This is a genomic window from Bradyrhizobium sp. SZCCHNRI3043, assembly GCF_032377735.1.
Classification (GTDB): domain Bacteria; phylum Pseudomonadota; class Alphaproteobacteria; order Rhizobiales; family Xanthobacteraceae; genus Bradyrhizobium.
Genome location: NZ_JAUHID010000005.1, coordinates 162,429 through 184,355 on the forward strand (window position 1 = coordinate 162,429; position 21,927 = coordinate 184,355).

A 21,927-nucleotide genomic window follows, 5' to 3' on the forward strand; every position below is an offset into this window, starting at 1 on the left:
GACAGCGCGCGCCGCTCATGGCTCACTGTATGTCTTACAAGACGACTTGGTTCCTGCTGCCGCGCCCAAATGTCCGCTGCATTGCAGCAGCGAATATTCCCAAGCTGAGGAAGGCCCATGTCCTCACGACGAGGCGGCGCCTTGACCTACATGAAGCTTCTCAACTGAAGCGGCGACCTCAACAGCACTCAGCCAAGCTGACGCAAGTGCCCAAGCATCTCGTGCACGTCGTAGGTCATGACGGCGAGAAGCGCCGCCAGCGCCAGATAAGTCCCGGCATATTCGAGCTTCGTCTGCAGCGTCGTGCCGTAATAGGCGACGTTCTCGGGCGCGCCGGGATCGTAGCGCCAGGCCTTCATCAGTTGCGGGGCTGCGAGGATGGCGATGATGATCAGCATCGGGCTCGGCCGATAGAGCATCAAAGTCAGCAGCATGGGAACGCCAAGCAGCCAGATGCGCGGACTCAGCACGCTGGTGACGCGGCCGCCGTCCAGCGGCGAGATCGGCAGCAGGTTGAACAGGTTGAGGAACAGACCGGAATAGGCGATCGCAAGCAGCAGATTGCTGTCGTCCGATCGCGCCCACAGATAGACCGCAAAGCGCGGCGGCGGTCCCGACCAGCGGACCGGCGAGTGCCACATAGGCCTCCGTCTCGACGTCGACCGGCTGCTCCTTGAGCGCGATCCAAGCGCCAACGAACGGGATGAAGGCGGGAGCCCCGACGTCGAGGCCGCGCTGGCGTGCGGCGATATAGTGTCCCATCTCATGGGCAAACAGGAGCGCAATGAAGCCGGCCGCATAGCGCCAGCCCCAGATGCCGGCATAGACGACCAGCGACAGCAGCATCGTGCCGCCGCTCATGGCGAGCTTCCCCCATTTCAGGCCGGAGAACAGGATCAGCAGGAGAGCCTTCACGCCGGCCCGCCCGCGTTGTCGCCGCGCCGCTTGCGGCGCAAGAAGTTCATGACCGCAGCCGCGGCGCCGACGACGGCGAAGATGATGATCTTGGCGAACTTCAGGACGAACGCACCGGCCAGCGCCAGCAGCCCGAGCTTCTTCGCGGCAACGCCGCCGACCAGCGCAAGCAATCCATATTCGGCGATCCGATCCGTGCTCGCGCTGAAATCCTCATAGCGCTTGCCGGCATTGTAGGAGAGATCGGACAGCAGTTCGTGCGCCACCGCCTTGTCCCCCGCGATCCGCTCCGAGCCGGACAGGAGGTTCAGGCTGAAATAGCCGTCACGCCCGAGCGCGTAGGTGTTGTAGTTGACGTTCTTCGGCGCATCGTCGGGCTGGCCCTTCTCCTTCGCGAGCAGCGACCAGACGAGACGATGCGTCGTGGCATCGTAGGCCGGCGGCTCGACCCAGCCGACGACGGCCATTTCCGGAAATCCGCGCGCCGCACGGTCCTTGTTCGCCTCCTCGGCGCCGGCGCGAAGGTTGCTCAGCAGATCGTCCGCGTTCCAGTTCTTGGCGTCGTCGTCTTTGATGTAGCCGTCCTTGATGTGCTTGATGACCACCATCCAATCGTCGTTCTGGCGTCTGCCGACGACCAGCCCGACGAAGGTCGCGTCGTTGACGACGTTGCCGAGCGCGCGTAGGACCCGCAGGCCTTCGCTCTTCGGCACGTAGAAGTAGTCGGCCGGCAGCTTCAGCGTGCCCTGATCGATCAGCACGATGTCGCTTGGTCCGTCGCTGCCCGCCTGGCTCGCCGCCTGCCAGGCCGCCATCAATTCAGCCTTGCGCGTGGCCTCATCCGCTGGCGCGGCCTGCACGTGAGCGGCAAGGACTACGAACGCTGCGCACACCACTGCGCGCGCAATGACAATCAAGCTTTGCACCGGCCCCAATCCCCAAAAACATCGGTCGGATAGTACCTCGAAGGCTCGGCGGTGCGCAACCAAAGGCGGATTCAGGCCTCTCGAAGCGATCTGCTGGCGCTGCAGCGAGGGAGAGATGGTCCGAAAAGGCCCCCTCCTCGTCACGACGCTGTCTTGCTTTCGGCCAAAGCGGCGGGTCGAGTCACGTTTGAAAATTCAAAGAGAACAGCGGCGTCGGCGGCGGGCTAAGGGGTTTGGGGATCAGCAATGCAGTCCACACAGAACGTGCAACAGATTGATCAGAGCGAGATCGGCCTCGCCCCGGAGAAGCCCGAGAAGGCAAGCTACGATCAACTGTACCGACGGGTGCTGCGCGAGGTGCTGACCCGGATCGATACGCGGCTCGCGGCGATCGAGAAGCCGGGTGTGGCGGCGGATGCTGCTGCGGCGGCGAGCACGAGCGAGGCGACGGGCAGCGGGGCCGGCCGCTGGGCGCGGATGAAGGCGCCGCTCGGCAAGCTGCGCGGGCGCAACGCCGTTGGTCTCGCTCTGTTGGTCGTGCTGGTCGGTGGCTCCGTCGCCTGGTCGCAGCGCGACGCCGGCACCTCGCTGATGGACCGCTGGATGCCGGGCGCCAGCGAAGCGTCGCAGGATGAGGCGTCGGTCCAGCAGGGCAGCGAGGATGCCATGATGTCGAATGCCTCACTGAGGGGAGCGGAAGACACCACCGGCGCCCGTGAGCCGGGAACGTTGATGCAGAGGATGGCGCGCGACATCGCCGAGCTGCAGCAGGGCATCGAGCAGATCAAGTCGACGCAGGATCAGGCCAGCCGCGATCACACCCGCGCCATCGAGCAACTGCAGGCCGGCCAGGATCAGCTGATGCGACTGGTGTCGCGGATGACGAACCAGGCGGTGCAGGCACGCGGCACTGCGGTCCCCCCGGGCCCGCCCCAGCAGATCATCGTGACGCCGCAGCAGCGGACCACGACGGGAATGGCCCGTCCGCAGCCGGCGCAGCCGCAGGGCTCGACGTTCGGGACACTCTTTACCCGCAACACCTCGGGCATTCAGCCGCCGATGCCGCGTTGATGGTGTGATCGGCAGCGGCGATCGGTGGCGGTCTTGGCCGCCGCCGATGAGCGCACTCGCCGATCGGTCCTTACGAGCAGGTGTGAACGCGCCCGTCGTAGCCCCGATAGGTGCCCTTCTCCGCGTCATAGGTGCGGAAGCTCCTGCAGTTCACGCCCCGCCTCTTCGCCTCCCGCTTCATGTCGCTCTTCGGTTCGCTCTTGGGCTTGCGGGCGCGGTGCTCGCGCTTGGCGGGCTTGGCGTCGTCCTCGGCATGTTGATGCGCTTGGCCGTGCCGTTCGGGCTTGGCTGACGTGGTTGCGGTGTTCTGCTTCGCAGCCGCCTTCTCCGGCGTGGCCGCGGGCGAAGCTGCGGCCGGCGGCTCGGATTTCTTGGGCTCGGCCGGCGCCGCCGCGGGCTTGCTCTCGGCGGCCTTCTCCTCGACCTTCTCCGATGCGGGCGCGTCCTTGGCGACGGCAGCGGGCTGAACGGCCGGAGTGGGCTCTGCCGGTTTCGACTCGGTCACGGCCGGCTTCTGGCCGACGTCGGTGCCGGAGTTCGGTTCGACCTTGGTCTCGGATTTGGCCTCGGCCGGCTTGCTCTCGGCCGCAGCATCCGTCGCGGTTTTTTCAGTCGATGCCTTGTCCGCCGGCGGCTGGCTCGCGCTGTCTGTGGCCTGAACGGGCTTGGCGTCCGCAGCGGCTGGCTCGCCGGGCTTCTCGGCCGTCTTCTCAGGCTCGGCCGCAGGCTTGCCGGCGGCATCCGAGGGCTGCTCGGCGGGCCTGGTTTCAGCGACCGCGGGTTTCGGCTCGGACTCTGCGGGCTTGTCGGCCGTCGGCGCGGCAGACTGCTCCGTGGCGGGCTTGGCCGCATCGTTCGCGGCTCCCTGAGCCCAGGCGCTGGAGCCAGCGATCACTCCGAGGACGCAGAACAGAACGCCGGCGCGGACGGCTGGCGGACAAACAACGGAAACTTGCATGCTGGAAAACTCGCTTGAGGGGCCGGCAGATTGCCGGTTTACGTCATCTGCAGCCAGCTTTCGCCACGAAAACGGCATGCGCGCAAAAGAGTCGCACAAGGTGTGACTTCCGCATCATGAATTTGCAATCGCGGCGTGAAGGCCGGCGTGCCGACACTCAATGCGCCGGATGCCGACGGCACATTGGCCGCCTGAATGGCGCGGACTGCGTCCGGCTGGACCCCGGGTGGCGTCGCGGCGCTTCACGCGCTCACGGCGTTGCGGCTGATCACGTGATGGTAGTACGACGCGCTGAGCTTGGGCGTGCGCACCTGGGTGTCGAAGTCGACGTGATAGATGCCGAAGCGCTGCTTGTAGCCGAACACCCACTCGAAATTGTCCAGCAGGCTCCACAGGAAGTAGCCCTTCACGGGCACGCCCTCGGACGTAGCGCGCTGCAGCTGGGCGAGATAGTTGCGCAGATACATCACGCGGTCGAGGTCGTGGACCTTGCCATCGGCGGTCAGCTTGTCGTCCGAGGAGGTGCCGTTCTCGGTGATGTAGATGGTCTGGAGATTCCAGATCTTGGCGGCGAGCTTCGGCACCCAATAGGCCGTCTCCGGACCGACCAGCAGCCAGGGTGAGCTCATGTGCGGGAACGAGGACGGCATCGGCAGCACGTCGAATCCGGCCGCGCGGTCCGACGCGACGACATAGGCTTGCGGCGCGTAGATATTGAGGCCGACGAAATCGACCGGCGCCGAAATGATCTTCAGTTCGTCGGCGGTGAATTTCGGCGCATCCTTGCCGGACCACGCCAGGAAACCCTCCGTGTAGCGCCCCTCGAGGATGACGTTGAGGAAGCCGGCATTCAATTCGCGCGTCGCGATCTCGGCGGCGCGGATGTTCTCCGGCGTGTCGATCGCCGGCAGGCAGGCCGTGATGTTCTCGGCCATGCCGACGCGCATGCCGGCGCGCCCGCCGGAGCGGATGGCCCGGACGGCGAGACCGTGCGCCAGCGCCACGTGATGGCGCGCCTGGTTGACCTGCTGCTGCGGCAGCTTCAGCCCGGGCGCGTCGACGCCGAGGCCATAGCCGAACGGGACGAAGCGGCCGCATTCGTTGATGGTGAAGATGGTCTTGACACGGTCGCCGAGATGCTGCGCGACGTAGCCCGCATAATGCGCAAAGGCCTTGGCCGTGTCGGCCGAGAGCCAGCCGCCGACACGGTCCTGCAGCGCCTGCGGCAGATCCCAATGATACAGCGTTGCGTACGGCGTGATGCCGTTCGCCAGGAGCTCGTCGACGAGCCGGTTGTAGAAGTCGAGGCCCTTCGGATTGGGCGTCAGCCCGCCGTCGGGAAACAGCCGGGGCCAGGCGATCGAGAACCGATAGGCCCGGCAGCCGAGCTCCTTGATCAGCCGCACGTCGTCCTTGTAGCGGTTGTAGTGATCACAGGCGACGTCGCCAGTGCTGCCGTCCTCGATGTTGCCCTGCAAATGCGTGAACACGTCCCAGATCGACGGCCCGCGGCCATCGGCCGTAGCCCCGCCCTCGATCTGGTACGACGACGTCGCCGTCCCCCACACGAAATCGGCGGGAAACCGCCGCCCGATGTCCTCCTTCACCGCGCCCTCCTCCGCTTGCGCCGGGCCATTGGCCGCCCCGAGGGCGGCCAGCCCGGCCAGCTTCGCAAGATCACGGCGGGAAACGTCGTTCGGCATTGATGAACCTCAAACCTCTGTTGCTATCGTGCCCGATCGGAACGGCGAAAGCACTACGAACCATATCTGCGCTCCGATTTGAACAGCCCGAGGTGGCGGCAATGGAGCGGCCCCGATCACATCTGCGTCCGGAATCGGCGCGTCAATGACCGATGACGCCGCGCTCGGCATTGTGACCGCCGCACGGCTGCGGCGGCAGTGAAACGCGACGGCTCGCACCGTGGGTTCGTAGTGGCCCCGGCTCGACAGCGGTGCCCGATTACGCCTATGGTTGAGTCATGACGGATCACGATCACCATCACGACCATCAGCACGATCACTCGGACCTGTCCGAGACCGATCTGCGCGTCCGCGCGCTCGAAAGCATCCTGACCGAGAAGGGGTATATCGATCCCGCCGCGCTCGACGTGCTCATCGAGACCTATGAGAGCAAGGTCGGTCCCCGCAACGGCGCGCAGGTCGTGGCGCGGGCCTGGAGCGATCCGGCCTATCGGGCGCGCCTTCTTGCCGACGCCACGCCGGCGATCGGCGAGCTCGGCTATGCCGGCCGCCAGGGCGAGCACATCGTGGCGGTCGAGAACACGCCGGATCTGCACAACATGGTCGTATGCACGCTGTGCTCCTGCTATCCGTGGCCCGTGCTCGGCCTGCCGCCGGTCTGGTACAAATCGGCGCCCTATCGCGCCAAGGCGGTGAAGGATCCGCGCGGCGTCCTGAAGGATTTCGGCTTCGAGCTGCCGCCGACGACGAAGATTCGGGTGTGGGATTCGACGGCCGAGGTCCGCTACTTCGTGCTGCCGATCCGCCCCGCCGGGACCGATGGCTGGAGCGAGGATCAGCTCGCCGCGCTCGTCACGCGCGACAGCATGATCGGCACCGGCCTGCCGAAGCAACCGCACGAGGTTGGCCGCTGATGGATGGTGCGCATGACATGGGCGGCGTGGCCGGCTTTGGTCCGGTCCGCCCCGAGCCGAACGAGCCGGTGTTCCACGCCGAATGGGAGCGTCGCGCCTTTGCCATGACGCTGGCGATGGCGACGCCCGGCGGCTGGAACATCGACATGTCGCGCTTCGCGCGCGAGAACCGTCCGCCGGACGACTACCTCGGCATGAGCTACTACCAGATCTGGCTCGCGGGCATCGAACGGCTGATGCAGGAGCGGCATCTGGTCGACGCCGATGAGATCGTCGCCGGCAAGGTGCTGCATCCGGCCAAGCCCGTCACCAAGATCCTCACCGCCGATGCCGTCGCGCCGACCTTGCGTCGCGGCGGCCCGACCGAGCGCGCGGCGACGAAGCCGGCGCTGTTCGCGGTCGGCGACCGCGTCCGCGCCAAGGACATCCATCCGACGACGCATACGCGGCTGCCGCGCTACGTGCGCGGCCATCTCGGCCGCGTCGAGGCGGTCAGAGGCGTGCACGTGTTTCCGGACAGCAACGCCCATGGCAGCGGCGAAGACCCGCAATGGCTCTACACGGTGTCGTTCAGCGGCGCCGAGCTGTGGGCCGATGCGCCCGATCCGCTGCTGGAGGTCACGGTCGACGCCTTCGAGCCCTATCTGGAGCCGGCCCGATGACACCCGACCGCGAGGCGGCGGCCGCGGCGACGCGCGCCCTGCCCGGCATTCCCGTCGACGACAGCGGGCCCGTGTTTCGCGAGCCGTGGGAAGCCCACGCCTTCGCGATGGCCGTCACGCTGCACGCCCGCGGCCTCTTTACCTGGCCCGAATGGGCGGCTGCGCTCGCCGAGGAGATTTCGCGCGCGCAAGCGTCTGGCGATCCCGATTGCGGCGATACCTATTACCGGCACTGGCTCGCGACGCTCGAGCGGCTCGTCGCCGAGAAGGGCGTCACCTCCGCCGGCGCGCTCGCGCGCTACCGCGACGCCTGGGATCACGCGGCCGATCGCACCCCGCATGGCAAGCCGATCGAGCTCAGGCCCGAGGATTTTGTCGGCTGAGCCCTTCGCGCGCGCGTCTGGCGGATGCTTAATGCCCGGTGTGCGGACGATCCTGCTTTTGACGGTCCGGTCTTAACGGCCGGCTATTCATGCCGCGAACAGCGGTATTCGTTCGAAATTGAACGTTCATCAGTGCGTCCGTAGCGTCCCGCGCATCTTCTTTGCTGAAGTTGAGGGGGACGTCGAAATGCCCGCGCCAGAGTTCGCCACCATCGTCGACACGCTCGCCGGCGTGCGTCAGGATTATCACGAGAAGCTCAAATCGATTCCGCAATACGAGGCCTTCCTGCTGATCGAGAGCTCGACCGAGAAGGCTGCGGGAGCCCTGCACGGCACCGAGGCGTCGGGCTCCTCCATCGCCACCGACGTGATCGATTCGCTGCAATATGCGCGCAACCGGTTCGAGCAGCACATGGCCTCGATCCCGGAATATCGCGTGCTGGTGGCGATCGACCGCGTGATCAAGGAGATCTCGCAGCATCTCGGCCTCGCGCCGCATGATGATGCGCCGGCCACAGAGAGCCTTGCCGCGGCCGCCGAACAGCCCGCCGAAGCTGTGGCCCGCGCTGCGAGCGCCGACACCGATGCCCCCGCCGAAGAGGCCGTGGACCCGGCGCCGGAGCAGGCGGAAATGGCCGAGGACGAGCCGGCCGCAGCCGCAGCGGAGCCGGTCGAAGCCGAGGCCCCCACCCTGCGTATCGTCGACACCCCAGTGAAGTCGCCGTCGATCGTGCCCGCCGATCACGACGGTGCCGCCCACGACGACGACATCGTGGTGCTGAACGCGCCTGCCTGGGAGAAGAGCGGCAGGGACGCCAATCACGACATCACCGCGCGCCTCGTCGCGCAGGCGGCATCCGCTGCAGCCAATGCGGCCGATGACGGCCACGACCTCGCCGATGCGGATCTCGTCATCGTCGGCCAGCGTGAGCCGTCCGACAACGAAGCCGCCTGAGCGCTCGTCTGTCGCGCAACTCTCCGCGGGGCCCGAGGGCCCCGCTTCCGATTCAGGATGGCCCGCCCGCCGCGATGTACGCGCGCCATCCTTTGGCGCGCAGCTCGCAGGCGGGACAGTGACCGCAGCCGTGACCCCAGTCATGCCGCGCGCCGCGCTCGCCGAGATAGCAGGTGTGCGACTGGTCGCGGATCAGGTCGACGAGGCCGGCGCCGCCGAGGTCATGCGCCAGCTGCCAGGTCGCGGCCTTCGACAGCCACATCAGCGGCGTGTGCAGCTCGAACGCGCGCGCCATGCCCAGGCTCAGCGCATTCTGCAGCGCCTTGATGGTCTCGTCGCGGCAGTCCGGATAGCCCGAATAGTCCGTCTCGCACATGCCGCCGACGATATGGCGGATGCCGCGGCGATAGGCGAGCGCCGCCGCAAAGGTCAGGAACACCAGGTTGCGGCCCGGCACGAAGGTGTTGGGCAGGCCGTCGGCGCCCATCTCGATCGCGACGTCGCGCGTCAGCGCGGTCTCGGAGATCGCAGCCAGCGTTGGAATGTCCAACGTGTGGCTGTCACCGAGCTTGGCTGCCCAGTCGGGGCGCAGGCGCGCGATGCCCTCGACCAGCCGGTCGCGGCAGGCGAGCTCGATCGCATGGCGCTGGCCGTAGGCGAATCCGATCGTCTCGACGCGCGCGAAGCGGTCGAGCGCCCAGGCCAGGCACGTCGTGGAATCCTGCCCGCCCGAGAACAGCACCAGGGCCGTCGTGTCCTGCTCACTCATGGCCCCCGCTTAGCATCATCGACGGGTCGGGCCAACCCGCCGGGCGCATCCCGTGCAGTCGCCCTTTTCGCTGGGAGCCGCGCGCGGCTTGGGGCATACAGGACCCGATCGAACGATGCTGTCAGGACCTGCCCATGATCCCCTCCCGCGACATCTCACGCCTGATCGAGATCATGGCGGCGCTGCGCACGCCGGTCACCGGCTGCCCGTGGGATATCGAGCAGACGTTCCGGACCATCGCGCCCTACACCATCGAGGAAGCCTATGAGGTGGCGGACGCGATCACGCGCGACGACCTCGACGATCTGCGCGAGGAGCTCGGCGATCTCCTGCTGCAGGTGGTCTATCACGCCCGCATCGCCGAGGAACAAGGCGCGTTTGCATTCGGCGACGTCGTCGAGGGCATCACGAAGAAGATGGTCCGCCGCCATCCGCATGTGTTCCCGGACAAGGACGGCAACGTCACCCAGCCCACCAAAGGCACCTGGGACCGCATCAAGGCCGAGGAGAAGGCCGAGCGCGCCGCACGGCGGCCGCCCGAGGCGCAGACGAGCAAGTCCTCGCTGCTATCAGGCATCAAGGCCGGACAGCCGGCGCTGGTTCGCGCCATGGAGCTGCAGCGCAAGGCCGCGACCGTCGGATTCGATTGGAACGACCCGCGCGCGGTGTTGCAGAAGATCCGCGAGGAGGCCGACGAGATCGAGGCCGCGCTCGACAACAAGGATGCGACCGAGCTGACCGAAGAGACCGGCGATCTCCTGTTCGCGCTGGTCAATCTTGCCCGCCACGCCGAGGTTGATCCGGAGACCGCATTGCGCGGCACCAACGCCAAGTTCGAGCGCCGTTTCGCGCACATCGAACAGGCGTTGACGGCGAAGGGCCGCACACTCGAAGAAGCGTCGCTCGACGAGATGGACGAATTGTGGAACGAGGCGAAGCGGCTGGAGAAGTAGCGTCCCCGGCTCCGAGGTCGTGATCAGCCGCCCTTGCGCGACAGCTCGGCCCTTGCGATCTCGACGAAGCGCTGGGCGGCCGGCGACAATCCAAAGTCGGCGCGGCTCAGCAGCGAGACGTGCCGATGAATCGTCGGCTGCGACAGCGGGATCGCGGCCAAGGTCGGAAATTGTGCCTTGGGCAACATGTGCGCGGGCAGGATGCTGATGCCGGCGCCCTCCGCCGTGAGCGCCAGCGCGGTCGTGATCAGCGACACTTCCCAGGCAGGCTTCAGCGACCGCCCGGTCTCCGCCAGCGCCTCGTCGATCTGGCGGCGGATGCGCGTGCCGTGACGCATCGTGATCAGGTCGGAACTCATGATGCCGTCCCACGTCAGACGGCGGTGCCTCTCGAACCGGCCGTCCTTGATGCCGATCGCCGAGAGCGGACTTTGCATCAGCGTCTCAATCCTGACCTCCGGTACGCCCTCGTCCTCCACGCTGCCGAGGCCGAACTCCGCATGCCCGGCCATCACGATCGCGAGCAGCTCGTCGGGCGCGACATCACGCAGATCGATGCGCACCTCGGGATGGCGCGATCGAAACGTCGCAAACACGCGTGGAAGCAGCGCCGACGCGACGCCCGCTGAGACCGCGATGGAAATTCGGCCGGCCTTGATCTCGGCCAGGTCGCGCATCCGCTGCGACAGCCCCTGCGTCCCCGCCAGGATGCGTTCCGCCGCGGTGATCGCCTCGCGGCAGGCCGCCGTCGGGTGCAGCGCCCGCGTCGTGCGATCGAACAGCTTGAGCTGAAAGTTCTCCTCGATCTGCCGGATCAGCAGGCTGATCGCCGACTGCGTGACGCGCAGCTCGGCGGCCGCCTTGGTGATGCTGCCGAGCCGATACACCAGGACCAGGGCCTCCAATTGCCGCAAGGTCGGGGGCATTAGCTTTCCTCATGAATGAATGAGATTTTTGTGGCTAATCGAAAGAGTTTGATCATGCAACATATTTGCAAACAGCCGGCGGCTGCGGTGAAGCGGCCAGGCAACAACAAGCACATGGGGAGGGACATTTGACGCAAGCGATCAATCTCACGCGCTACGTCGACGAGCGGCCGCTGTCGGGATTCCAGATCAGGGTGATCTGCCTGTGCGCGCTGGTCGTCGGGCTCGACGGCTTCGATGCCCAGGCGCTCGGCTTCGTCGCCCCTGCCCTCAGCAAGGACCTGCACCTGGCGCCGGGCGCCCTGGGACCGGTGTTTGGCGCGTCCCTGTTCGGCGTGATGATCGGCTCGCTGGTGTTCGGCGCCCTGGCCGACTATCTCGGGCGCAAATGGCTCGTCGTCGCCGGGGTTCTCGTGTTCGCGCTTGGATCGCTGGCGACCACCCAGGCCACGAGCGTGTCCGACCTCGTCATCATTCGGTTCCTCACCGGCCTCGGGCTCGGCGGCGTCCTGCCCAACACGATCGCTCTGACCGGCGAATATTCGCCGCAGCGTCGCAGGACTCTGTTGATCATGCTGATGTTCATGACGGTGTCGCTGGGATCGGCGATCGGCGGAGCGGTCGCGGCAAAGCTCATCACCGCCTATGGCTGGCAGATCATCTTTCTCATCGGCGGCATTCTGCCGCTCATCCTCTGTCCGGTCCTCATTATCTGGCTGCCGGAATCGCTCTCGCTGCTGGCCCTCGACGACAGCAAGAATGATCGCGTGCGCGCGCTGCTGACGCGGATCGATCCGTCGGACCGCCTCCCCGCCGACGCGCGCTTTACGATCATCGAGGAGAGCGGCAAGGGCTTTCTGCTGCCACAGCTGTTCACCAAGCGGCGTCTGCTGCCGACCTTGCTGCTGTGGGTCATGTTCTTCATGAACATGATGGACATCTATTTCCTCAACAGCTGGCTGCCGACGCTCACACATGGTGTCGGGCTCGACGTCCAGGCGGCGATCGCCGTCGGCATCGCCTTCCAGCTCGGCGGCATGCTCGGCACCGTCGGGCTCGGCCTGCTGATCGAAAAGTTCGGCTTCGATCGCGTCCTGTTCGCGACCTACGTTGCCGGCTTCCTCTCGATCATCACCATCGGTATCGCGGGAGCCTCGTTGCCGATTCTCGTGCCGGCCGTCTTCATTGCCGGCGTCGCGGTGATCGGCGGACAGATCGGCTGCAACGCCTATGCGGCGCGCATCTATCCGACCTACATCCGCGGCACCGGCATCGGCTGGGCACTGGGCATCGGCCGCTTCGGCTCGATCCTCGGCGTCACGATCGGCGGGTTGATGCTCGCGGCGAAATGGGACGTCTCCTCGCTGTTTCAGGCCAGCGCGGTACCGCAACTGTTCTCGGCGCTGGTGATCCTCGGCCTCGCTGTCCTCGGCATGCGCGGCAGTCTTCCGAGCGCCGACGATGCGCAACGCAGTGCGCTCTCCACGCCCGAGCGCGCGTAGATCAAAGCAAGAGAACCGACATGAAGACGATACGAACCCAGGTGCTCATCGTGGGCGCCGGCCCGGTCGGACTGACCGCCGCCATGGATCTCGCCTCGCGCGGCATCGACGTCGTGGTCGCGGAGATCAGGCGCGCCGGAGAGCCGCCCAACGTGAAATGCAACCACGTCTCCGCGCGCTCGATGGAGGTGTTCCGCCGCCTCGGCATCGTCCGCGAGGTGCGCGAAGGCGGCCTGCCGGCTGATTTTCCAAACGACTGCGCCTATCGCACCGCCGTCGTCGGCCGCGAGCTGACGCGCATCCCGATCCCATGCCGCCAGGACCGCTACACGGCAACCGGTGGGCCGGACACCGATTGGCCGACGCCCGAGCCGCCGCATCGCATCAATCAGATCTATCTCGAGCCGATCCTGTTCGCTTGCGCAGAGGCGCAGCGCGGCATCACGATTCTCAACCGCGTCCAGGTCGATCGGTTCGACCAGGATGAAAACGGCGTGATCGCGCGGGCGCGCGATCTCGACGCCGGCCGGGACATCACCATCTCAGCCGACTATCTGATTGGCTGCGACGGCGGCCGCTCCACGGTGCGCAAGCTCATCGGCTCACGGCTCAGCGGCACCGATGTCGTGCAGCGGGTGCAGTCGACCTACATCCACGCTCCCGCGCTGAAGGAGCTGATCACCCAGAAGCCGGCCTGGATGACGATGTCGCTCAACCCGCGGCGCTGCGGCACCACCGTCTCCATCGACGGCCGCGACAACTGGCTGATCCACAACCACCTCGCGGCCGAGGAGCTCGAGTTCGACAGTGTCGATCGCGATTGGGCACTGCGCACCATTCTCGGTGTCGACGACCGTTTCCAGTATGAGATCATCAGCAAGGAGGACTGGATCGGACGTCGCCTGGTGGCGGATCGCTTCCGCGATCGCCGCGCCTTCATCTGCGGTGATGCGGCGCATCTGTGGATCCCCTATGCCGGCTACGGCATGAATGCAGGGATCGCCGATGCGGTCGACCTGTGCTGGATGCTTGCCGGCGTCCTCCACGGCTGGGCCACCCCTGCCCTGCTCGACGCGTACGAAGCGGAGCGGCAGCCGATCACCGAGCAGGTGTCGCACTTCGCGATGAACCACGCGCTCGCGGTGATGAGCCAGAGACGCGCCGTGCCTGCGGAGGTGGAGATCGATGGCCCCGTCGGCGACGCGGCGCGCAGCAAGGTCGGCAAGGCCGCCTATGATCTCAACGTGCAGCAATATTGCTGCGCCGGCTTGAATTTCGGCTATTACTACGACCGGTCTCCGGCGATCTCATACGATGGCGAGACGCCGCCGCCCTACGGCATGGGCCATTTCAGCGCGTCCACAGTGCCCGGCGCACGCGCGCCGCACGTCTGGCTGGCCGATGGCCGATCGCTGCTGGATGCGCTTGGCCCGGCCTACACGCTGGTGCGGTTCGATCCGGCCGTCGATGTCATGCCACTGGTCGACGCCGCGGCCCACCAGGGCCTTCCCTTGACGCTCGTCGACGTCGAGCGCGCAAAGGCCGGCTATGGCTTCCCGGACAGCCTGCTCGTGTTGCGGCCGGACTCGCACATTGCCTGGCGCGGCTTGGCCGCACCGCTCGAGCCCAACGACCTGTTCGATCGCCTGCGTGGACAGGCAAGTCAGAGCATGCGCCGTGACGATGCCGTCGTCGCCCTGACCCGCGTCATCGCGCCATGACCCGCCACACCACCGCGCATTACTTCCTCGAGGCGCTCGTCGAGATCGGCATCGATTACATCTTCGCCAATCTCGGCACCGATCATGTCTCGCTGATCGAGGAGATTGCACGCTGGGACAGCGAAGGTCGACGGCACCCCGAGGTGATCCTGTGTCCCCACGAGGTGGTCGCGGTGCACATGGCAATGGGCTATGCGAGCGCGACCGGCCGCGGCCAGGCCGTGTTCGTCCATGTCGATGCCGGCACGGCGAATGCGTGCATGGCGATTCAGAACGCCTTTCGCTACCGGCTGCCGGTGCTGCTGTTTGCAGGGCGGGCTCCGTTCGCGATGCATGGCGAGCTGCCGGGAGGACGTGACACCTACGTCCACTTCGTGCAGGAGAGTTTCGATCAGGGCAGCATCGTGCGTCCTTATGTCAAATGGGAATACACGCTGCCGTCGGGTGTCGTCGTCAAGGAGGCGGTCGCCCGCGCTGCCGCGTTCATGCACAGCGATCCGCCCGGCCCGGTCTACATGATGCTGCCGCGCGAGACCCTCGCCGAGACCTGGGACGAGGCGGCGATGCCGGCCTACCCGCCCGCGCGCCGTGGCAGCGTCAAGGCGGGAGGGATCGAGCCGGAGCGCGCGCGTGCCATCGCGGACGCGCTGATGAAGGCGGAGAATCCGATCGCGCTGACCGCTTATCTCGGACGCAGCGCCGAGGCCGTCTCTGTGCTGGAGCGGCTGGCGCTGGTCTGCGGAATCCGTGTCGCGGAGTTCAACCCCGTCACGATGAACATCTGCCAGGACTCCCCTTGCTTTGCCGGCTCCGACCCGGCCGCGCTGGTCGCCGGCGCCGATCTCGGGCTGCTCATCGACATCGACGTGCCATTCATTCCGCAGATGCTGAAGGCCGCCGATCGGCTGCGCTGGATCCAGATCGATATCGACGCCCTGAAGGCGGACATCCCGATGTGGGGATTTGCCACCGACCTCCGTATTCAGGGCGATTCGGCCGTCATTCTTCGTCAGGTGCTGGAGATCATCGTTGCCCGTGGCGACGACGCCTATCTCACGAGAGTGCGCGACCGGATCGCGAGCTGGCAGCCGGCACGCGAGGCCGCGCAGGCGAAACGGATATCCGCGGCGGCACAGAAGGGCCGGATCGGAGCGATCAACCCGGCCTATTTGTTTGCGCGGTTGCAGGCGCTGCTGTCGGAGGACGACATCGTCCTCAACGAGGCGGTCCGCAACGCGCCAATCCTGCAACAGCAGCTTCGCCGCACCAAGCCGATGACCTATGTGGGCCTGGCCGGCGGCGGCCTCGGCTTCAGCGGCGGCATGGCGCTCGGACTCAAGCTCGCCAATCCCTCAGCGCGAGTGGTGCAGATCGTCGGCGACGGCGCCTATCATTTCGCCGCGCCGGACTCCGTCTACGCCTTATCGCAGCAGTGCCAGCTCCCGATCCTGACCGTGATCCTCGACAACAACGGATGGCAGGCGGTGAAGGCATCGGTGCAGCGCGTCTATCCGGACGGCGCCGCACAGCGCACGGACTCCTTCCTCTCTAGGCTCAGCACCGGGCGCCAGGGCGAGCAGCGTCGTCTCGCCGACATCGCCTGCGCATTCGGCGCCCATGGCGAGCGGGTCGACGATCCCGACAAGCTCGATGCGGCGATCGAGCGCTGCCTCGCCGCCCTCGGTGACGGCCGAGCCGCCGTGCTGCACGTCGACATCACGCCCTTGTAGCCAGATGGATAGGCGCAGCGATGCATGTCATCCTGCACGAGAGGCAAACGACGTCGCGCGAGGCTCACGCCACGCGGGGCACGCCGTGATAGCGCTCGACCACGATGTCGCGCTTGGTGGCATCGACGCGCACGGTCATGTCGTAGTGGCCCTCGTGCAGCTCCTTGGCCAGCACTTCGGCGTTGCGATGCAGCCAGGAGATGCCGGCGCCGTCGGCCGCATCGATGGTGAGATCGAGCGTCGTCCGCGCCGCCGCGAGCCGGTCCTCGATCGTCTGCAGGAGCGCGTCGACGCCCTCCCCGGTCTGGGCCGAGACCAGCAGGCACGGGCGCTCCGGTGGCCGCCGTGCGGCGATGTTGGCGAGGTTCTCGCGCGCCGCCTCGTCGAGGCGATCGATCTTGTTCCAGACCTCGATGATGGTGTCGGTGGCCTCGGGATCGATGCCGAGCTGGCTGAGCACCAGCTCGACATCGTGCTGCTGCGCCTCGGCATCCTCGTGCGACATGTCGCGGACGTGCAGGATCACGTCGGCCTCCAGCACCTCCTCGAGCGTGGCGCGGAAGGCGGCGACGAGCTGCGTCGGCAGGTTGGAGATGAAGCCCACGGTGTCCGACAGCATCGCCTTGCCGCCATGCGGCAGCGTGATCGCGCGCAAGGTCGGATCGAGCGTCGCGAACAGCATGTCGGCGGCCTGGACGTCGGCGCGCGTCAGGCGATTGAACAGCGTCGACTTGCCGGCATTGGTGTAGCCGACCAGCGCCACGACGCGATACGGCACGCGCTGGCGTCCGGCGCGATGCAGCCGCCGCGTCGCCTGGACCTTCTTCAGCTCGTTCTCGAGCCGCGTGATGCGGTCGCCGATCAGCCGGCGGTCGGCCTCGATCTGGGTCTCGCCGGGACCGCCCATGAAGCCGAAACCGCCGCGCTGGCGTTCGAGATGGGTCCAGGACCGCACCAGGCGGCTGCGCTGATAGTTGAGATGCGCGAGCTCGACCTGCAGCGCACCCTCCTTCGTCTTGGCGCGGCGGCCGAAGATCTCCAGGATCAAGCCGGTGCGGTCGAGCACCTTGGTGTTCCAGGCCTTCTCGAGGTTTCGCTGCTGGATCGGCGAGAGCGCGCAATCCATCACCACCAGCTCGACGCCATGGCCGGCGATCACGCCGGCAATCTCTTCGACCTTGCCCTTGCCGAGATAGGTCGCGGGGCGGATCTGCCCGATCGGCGTGAGAATGGCCTCGGCCACGGTCAGGTCGATGGCCCGCGCGAGGCCCGCCGCCTCGTCGATCCGCGCCTCGAAATCACGCATGTCGGATTGGCCTGCTTGCGCGCCATCGTCGCCGCGGCGCGCTCGCAAGTAGGGGCCGACCACGATGACGAGCCCGGTCCCCTTATTGTCATCCGGCCTCGACAGGCCGATGGTCCCTTCGCGATCGCGGGGTTCCAATCAGGTCACTCTCACGTCAGGTCACACTCACGCAGACGCGTCCTCGCCGCCTTCGAACAACTGGATCGGCGCGCCTGGCATGATGGTGGAGATCGCATGCTTGTAGACGAGCTGCGAGTGACCGTCGCGCCGGAGCAGCAGGCAGAAATTGTCGAACCATGTGACAATCCCCTGCAGCTTCACGCCATTGACCAGGAAGATCGTGAGCGGCGTCTTGGTTTTGCGGACATGGTTTAGAAAGGTGTCTTGTAGGTTTTGTGCGCGGTCTGCCGCCATTGTTATTGTCTCGCAGTCTTGTGCTTTTTCTTATTGAACCTTCGATGTCCCGATCGCAGGCCCCGGATTCATCGAGGTGGCCCATGGTCCATTGAGATCCCCCTCGAGGGACCACGGGATGCCGGATTAGAAGACAGGCGAGCATATTAGGCAAGCCGCTTGCAAGGAAGCCGGTTCCAAAAGAGCCGGATTCATCCGTAAAATTCCGGAAATGGACGAATTTTCCAATGTAAATTCGTCCAGTCGGCAGGTTTGGCCGAGCTGGAGCCTCAGCCGACGCCGAGCGCCTTCAGCTTGCGATGCAGGGCCGACCGCTCCATGCCCACGAACTCGGCCGTGCGCGAGATGTTGCCCGAGAAGCGGCTGATCTGGGCGATCAGATAGTCGCGCTCGAACACCTCGCGTGCCTCGCGCAGCGGCAGGCCCATGATGTGCTCGCCATTGTTGCTGGTCGGCATCGCCGGCACCATCGATCCCACATCCGGCGGCAGCATGTCGGCGGTGATGATCACCTCCGGTCCACCGGCGGCCAGAATCATGACACGCTCGACGTTGTTGCGAAGCTGACGGACGTTGCCGGGCCACACATGCGACTGCAGCACGGCCATGGCGTCCTGGCCGATCTGGCGCTTTGGCAGGCCGGTCGTGGCCGAAATCTGCTCCATGAAATAGTCGATCAGCTCGGGAATGTCCTCGCGGCGCTCCGACAGCGGCGGAACCCGGATCGGCACCACCGACAGCCGGTGATAGAGGTCCTCGCGGAAACGCCCGGCGGCAATCTCCTCCTCGAGATTCCGTGCGGTCGAGGAGATGATGCGCACGTCGACGTGCACCTTGGTGGTCCCGCCCGCGCGCTGGAACGTCTGATCGACCAGCACGCGCAGGATCTTGTTCTGCGTCTCGCGCGGCATGTCGGCGATCTCGTCGACAAACAGCGTGCCGCCATGGGCCTCCTCGAGCGCGCCGGTCTTGCGCGACTGCTCGCCGTTCGACTGCTCGATGCCGAACAGCTCCTCCTCCATCCGCTCCGGCGTGATCGCGGCGGCGTTGATGACGACGAACGGGCCCTCGGAGCGCGGCGACTGAGCGTGCAGCGAACGCGCGGCAAGCTCCTTGCCCGAGCCCGGCGGGCCGACGATCAGGATGCGGCTGTTGGCCTTGGCGGCGCGCTCGATGGTCTGGCGCAACTGGTTCATCGATGGCGAGCGGCCGGTCATGCTGCTCGCGGTCGGCGCCAGCTGCTTGAGCTCACGAACCTCGCGCTTCAGCCGGGAATTCTCCAGCGCACGCGTCGCTACCAGAATCAGCCGGTCGGACTTGAACGGCTTCTCGATGAAGTCATAGGCGCCGCGCTTGATCGCGGCGACCGCCGTTTCGATGTTGCCGTGGCCGGAGATCATCACGACCGGAAGGTCGGGATGGTCCTTCTTGATCTGCTCGAGGAGCTGCAAACCGTCGAGCTTGGAGCCCTGCAGCCAGATGTCCAGGAACACCAGGTTGGGACGGCGGCTCGTGATCTCCGCGAGCGCCGAATCGCTGTCGCGCGCGGTTCGCGTCGTGAAGCCTTCGTCATCCAGGATGCCGGCGACCAGCTCCCGGATATCGGCTTCATCGTCGACAATCAGAATATCACTCGCCATGGGTCACGCCTGTCTCGTCAGCTGCCGGTTGCGGCTTGGATTTTTGGTTCATCATTGGTCGTTTGAACTGTGTCAGCGGTTTCGCCGCCGGCCTCGGTCTTCTGCGCATTGTCAGACGCCCCCGCCTGCTCCTTCGCTCCCGTCTTCGCGGCCTGGCCGGAGACGGCAAAGCGCAGCCGCATCCAGGCGCCGCGCTGGCCGGGACGGAAATCGGACGCGTCCTTCAGCTCGAGCTTGCCGCCATGGTCTTCCAGCACGCGGCCGACGATGGCGAGCCCGAGGCCGGTGCCCTTGGCGCGCGTCGTGACGTAGGGCTCGAGCAGCCGCTGCCGCGCCACCTTCGGCAGACCGATGCCGTTGTCGATGACGTCGATCAGCACGTCCTCACCCTCGCGCGAGGCGACGACATCGATTCGGCCCTTGCCGAGCTCCGCCTCGGGCACCACCTCGATCGCCTCGGTGGCGTTCTTGATGATGTTGGTCAGCGCCTGCGAGATCAGGCGGCGGTCGAACTGCGCGCGCAACGGGTCCTGCTTGATCTCGGTCTCGATGTCGATCTCGGGATGCGCGACCTTCATCAGGAACACGGCCTGCCGCACGGTGTCGGCGACGTCCTCGCCTTCCATCACCGGCTTCGGCATCCGCGCGAATCGCGAGAACTCGTCGACCATTCGCCTGATGTCGTCGACCTGCCGCACGATCGTCTCGGTACATTGCTCAAATACCGCCTTGTCCTCGGTGATGACCTTGCCGAATTTGCGGCGGATGCGCTCAGCCGAGAGTTGAATCGGCGTCAGCGGATTCTTGATCTCGTGCGCGATGCGGCGCGCGACGTCGCCCCAGGCGGACGTGCGCTGCGCCGAGACCAGCTCGGTGATGTCGTCCAGCGTGATGATGTAGCTGTCGCGCGCCTGGTTGGTCTGCTCGGCGGTGACGCGCACCGACAGATTGCGCTCGTGGCCGTCGCGCTGGATCGTGATCTGCCCCTGCACCAGCCGCTGCTTGCCCTCGCGCGCCGTCTTCATCATGTCGTCGAGCTCGGGCAGCACGTCGGAGAGCGGATGATCCAGCACCTCCTGCTCGGCATGTCCGATCAGCTTCTCGGCCGAGCGGTTGAGGATGCCGACGCTGCCCGAGGCATCGACGCCGATGATGCCGGCGGAGGCCGACGACAGCACCGCCTCGATGAAGCGGCGGCGGCTGTCGATCAATTCGCTGGCGCTGACCAGCTCGTCGCGCTGCGTGCGCAGCTCCTGCGTCATCTTGTTGAAGGTCTGGCCGAGCTGGGCGAGATCGCCCTCCGAGCGATGCACCGGGACCTGGACGTTGAGATCGCCGGTCGAGACGGTGTTGGCGGCATTCATCAATTGCCGGATCGGCGCCACCAGCCAGTTGGCGAAGTTCAGCCCGATCAGCACCGAGGCCATCAGGATGGTCAGCGCGATCACCGCGAACATCAGCGCGAAGGCGATCTGGATGCCGAAGCGCCGCGCCTCGACCTGGGCGTATTCGGCGACCGACAGCTCGGTCTGCTTGAGCTGCTCGACGACCTGCGGATCGAGCGGGCGCGCGACGTAGAGGAAGGTGTCGTTGAACGCGCGCAGCCGGATCACCGCGGCGACGTAGTTCGATTCCGGCAGGACCGCGATCTCGGGCTCCTCCTCCCGGACATTGTTGAGGAACTCGGGCGCTGGCGGCGAATAGGCCAGTTGCACCCCACCGGTCTCGGCCCAGACGATCGGATTGGTGTTCTTGTCGATGATCATCGCGCCCGGCAGGTTGCGTGAGGCGGCGCTGGTGGTGAGCAGCTCGCGGAAGCTGGCGCGGTCCTGGTCGAACAGCGGCCGCGCGCGTGCGATGTCGGTCGCCATGCCGATGATGTCACCGCGGATGAATTGCGCGTGCTCCTGCATGTAGGCGCGCGCGATGGTCAGCGAGTTCTGGATCGCGACCTTGGCCGGTCCGGAGAACAGCCGGTCGAGGCCGCGATCGATGGTGACGTTGGCCGCCACGGCGACCAGCACCGCCGGCAATACCGCGATCACCGAGAACAGGCTGACGATCTGCACGTGCAGCCGCGCCGCCGCCCGGCCGCGCCGGCGGGCCTGCACCACCTGCCAGACCTCGCGGATGATGATCCCGACCAGGACCAGGATCGTTCCGGCGTCGATCAGGTAGAAGGTCTTGACGACGTCGGTCGTCGGCTCGACCGGGGTCAACCCGACCAGCACGATGAAGGTCAGGAAGGCCGACAGCAGCGCGAGCGCCACCGCCACCGGCGCCAGCCAGGTGCGCCAGGTCCAGCGCCGGCCGTCGGTGGACGACGAATCGAAGGGGGTGGCCGAGGTCTCTGCGCTGGTCATTCCGGCAAGGCAAGGTGGGTGATGCTGAACGCGGCATGTCCGGGAATCGGACTGATGCATTCCTACCACGCTGTTGCCAAATTGCGACAAATCCGCGGCGCCGGAGCGCGTCGCGG

The 21,927-nt window shown here is 66.4% G+C and carries 19 protein-coding genes; 9 read left to right on the forward strand and 10 right to left on the reverse strand.

Features of this window, described 5'->3' with window-relative positions; translation table 11 throughout:
• Window positions 1-123: 123 nt before the first annotated feature.
• On the reverse strand, window positions 124-861 hold the full coding sequence (locus tag QX124_RS31870) for a site-2 protease family protein (RefSeq protein ID WP_409997699.1): 738 nt from the start codon (window positions 859-861) through the stop codon (window positions 124-126).
• A gap of 50 nt (window positions 862-911) precedes the next feature.
• On the reverse strand, window positions 912-1,841 hold the full coding sequence (locus QX124_RS13720; protein WP_315779943.1) for a DUF2167 domain-containing protein: 930 nt from the start codon (window positions 1,839-1,841) through the stop codon (window positions 912-914).
• Window positions 1,842-2,087: 246 nt separating this feature from the next.
• Here QX124_RS13720 and QX124_RS13725 point away from each other — a divergent pair, with 246 nt between their 5' ends.
• Complete coding sequence (locus QX124_RS13725) at window positions 2,088-2,912, forward strand: hypothetical protein (protein ID WP_315779945.1); 825 nt, start codon at window positions 2,088-2,090, stop codon at window positions 2,910-2,912.
• Window positions 2,913-2,982: 70 nt separating this feature from the next.
• Here QX124_RS13725 and QX124_RS13730 read toward each other — a convergent pair whose 3' ends face one another.
• The gene (locus QX124_RS13730) at window positions 2,983-3,870 is read right to left on the reverse strand and encodes a hypothetical protein (protein ID WP_315797432.1); all 888 of its coding nucleotides are present in this window, start codon (window positions 3,868-3,870) and stop codon (window positions 2,983-2,985) included.
• Window positions 3,871-4,112: 242 nt separating this feature from the next.
• The gene (locus QX124_RS13735) at window positions 4,113-5,573 is read right to left on the reverse strand and encodes a GH1 family beta-glucosidase (RefSeq protein ID WP_315797433.1); all 1,461 of its coding nucleotides are present in this window, start codon (window positions 5,571-5,573) and stop codon (window positions 4,113-4,115) included.
• Window positions 5,574-5,851: 278 nt separating this feature from the next.
• Here QX124_RS13735 and nthA point away from each other — a divergent pair, with 278 nt between their 5' ends.
• From nthA to QX124_RS13755, 4 genes are all read left to right on the forward strand, one after another.
• A complete protein-coding gene (nthA, locus tag QX124_RS13740) occupies window positions 5,852-6,487 on the forward strand; it encodes a nitrile hydratase subunit alpha (protein ID WP_315738000.1) in 636 nt (211 codons plus the stop codon).
• Entirely contained in the window at window positions 6,487-7,149 is a 663-nt protein-coding gene (nthB, locus tag QX124_RS13745; RefSeq protein WP_315797434.1) for a nitrile hydratase subunit beta, read from the forward strand. The genes nthA and nthB overlap by 1 nt, the downstream gene beginning before the upstream one ends.
• Complete coding sequence (locus QX124_RS13750) at window positions 7,146-7,532, forward strand: nitrile hydratase accessory protein (protein WP_315770716.1); 387 nt, start codon at window positions 7,146-7,148, stop codon at window positions 7,530-7,532. Before nthB ends, QX124_RS13750 begins: the two co-directional genes overlap by 4 nt.
• 187 nt (window positions 7,533-7,719) lie before the next feature.
• Window positions 7,720-8,487: a hypothetical protein gene (locus QX124_RS13755; RefSeq protein ID WP_315797435.1), complete on the forward strand. Its 768-nt coding sequence runs from the start codon at window positions 7,720-7,722 to the stop codon at window positions 8,485-8,487.
• Between the two features lie 52 nt (window positions 8,488-8,539).
• Here QX124_RS13755 and queC read toward each other — a convergent pair whose 3' ends face one another.
• Window positions 8,540-9,256, reverse strand: coding sequence for a 7-cyano-7-deazaguanine synthase QueC (gene queC, locus QX124_RS13760; RefSeq protein WP_315770720.1), 717 nt, complete (start codon window positions 9,254-9,256; stop codon window positions 8,540-8,542).
• 134 nt (window positions 9,257-9,390) lie between these two features.
• On the opposite strand from queC, the gene mazG reads away from it, so the two are divergent.
• Window positions 9,391-10,209: a nucleoside triphosphate pyrophosphohydrolase gene (mazG, locus tag QX124_RS13765; protein ID WP_315797436.1), complete on the forward strand. Its 819-nt coding sequence runs from the start codon at window positions 9,391-9,393 to the stop codon at window positions 10,207-10,209.
• Between the two features lie 23 nt (window positions 10,210-10,232).
• On the opposite strand, the gene QX124_RS13770 is transcribed toward mazG, so the two are convergent.
• On the reverse strand, window positions 10,233-11,135 hold the full coding sequence (locus QX124_RS13770) for a LysR family transcriptional regulator (RefSeq protein ID WP_315797437.1): 903 nt from the start codon (window positions 11,133-11,135) through the stop codon (window positions 10,233-10,235).
• 128 nt (window positions 11,136-11,263) lie between these two features.
• Here QX124_RS13770 and QX124_RS13775 point away from each other — a divergent pair, with 128 nt between their 5' ends.
• The 3 genes from QX124_RS13775 to QX124_RS13785 are packed head-to-tail and all read left to right on the forward strand — an operon-like array spanning window position 11,264 to window position 16,088.
• Window positions 11,264-12,637: an MFS transporter gene (locus QX124_RS13775; RefSeq protein ID WP_315779964.1), complete on the forward strand. Its 1,374-nt coding sequence runs from the start codon at window positions 11,264-11,266 to the stop codon at window positions 12,635-12,637.
• Between the two features lie 20 nt (window positions 12,638-12,657).
• The gene (locus QX124_RS13780) at window positions 12,658-14,358 is read left to right on the forward strand and encodes an FAD-dependent oxidoreductase (protein WP_315797438.1); all 1,701 of its coding nucleotides are present in this window, start codon (window positions 12,658-12,660) and stop codon (window positions 14,356-14,358) included.
• Entirely contained in the window at window positions 14,355-16,088 is a 1,734-nt protein-coding gene (locus QX124_RS13785; protein WP_315738009.1) for a thiamine pyrophosphate-requiring protein, read from the forward strand. The genes QX124_RS13780 and QX124_RS13785 overlap by 4 nt, the downstream gene beginning before the upstream one ends.
• A 64-nt stretch (window positions 16,089-16,152) precedes the next feature.
• Here QX124_RS13785 and hflX read toward each other — a convergent pair whose 3' ends face one another.
• The 4 genes from hflX to QX124_RS13805 all read right to left on the reverse strand — a co-directional run bounded on the left by hflX (window position 16,153) and on the right by QX124_RS13805 (window position 21,811).
• Window positions 16,153-17,532: a GTPase HflX gene (gene hflX / locus QX124_RS13790; RefSeq protein ID WP_315738010.1), complete on the reverse strand. Its 1,380-nt coding sequence runs from the start codon at window positions 17,530-17,532 to the stop codon at window positions 16,153-16,155.
• A 27-nt stretch (window positions 17,533-17,559) separates the two neighbouring features.
• Window positions 17,560-17,808 (reverse strand): RNA chaperone Hfq, encoded by a 249-nt coding sequence (gene hfq / locus QX124_RS13795; RefSeq protein WP_006613906.1) that lies wholly within the window; start codon window positions 17,806-17,808, stop codon window positions 17,560-17,562.
• Between the two features lie 269 nt (window positions 17,809-18,077).
• Window positions 18,078-19,448 carry a sigma-54 dependent transcriptional regulator gene (locus QX124_RS13800; protein WP_315738011.1) on the reverse strand — a complete coding sequence of 457 codons (1,371 nt, stop codon included), beginning with the start codon at window positions 19,446-19,448 and terminating at the stop codon, window positions 18,078-18,080.
• A 17-nt stretch (window positions 19,449-19,465) separates the two neighbouring features.
• Window positions 19,466-21,811 (reverse strand): PAS domain-containing sensor histidine kinase, encoded by a 2,346-nt coding sequence (locus QX124_RS13805; RefSeq protein ID WP_315738012.1) that lies wholly within the window; start codon window positions 21,809-21,811, stop codon window positions 19,466-19,468.
• Window positions 21,812-21,927: the final 116 nt, after the last annotated feature.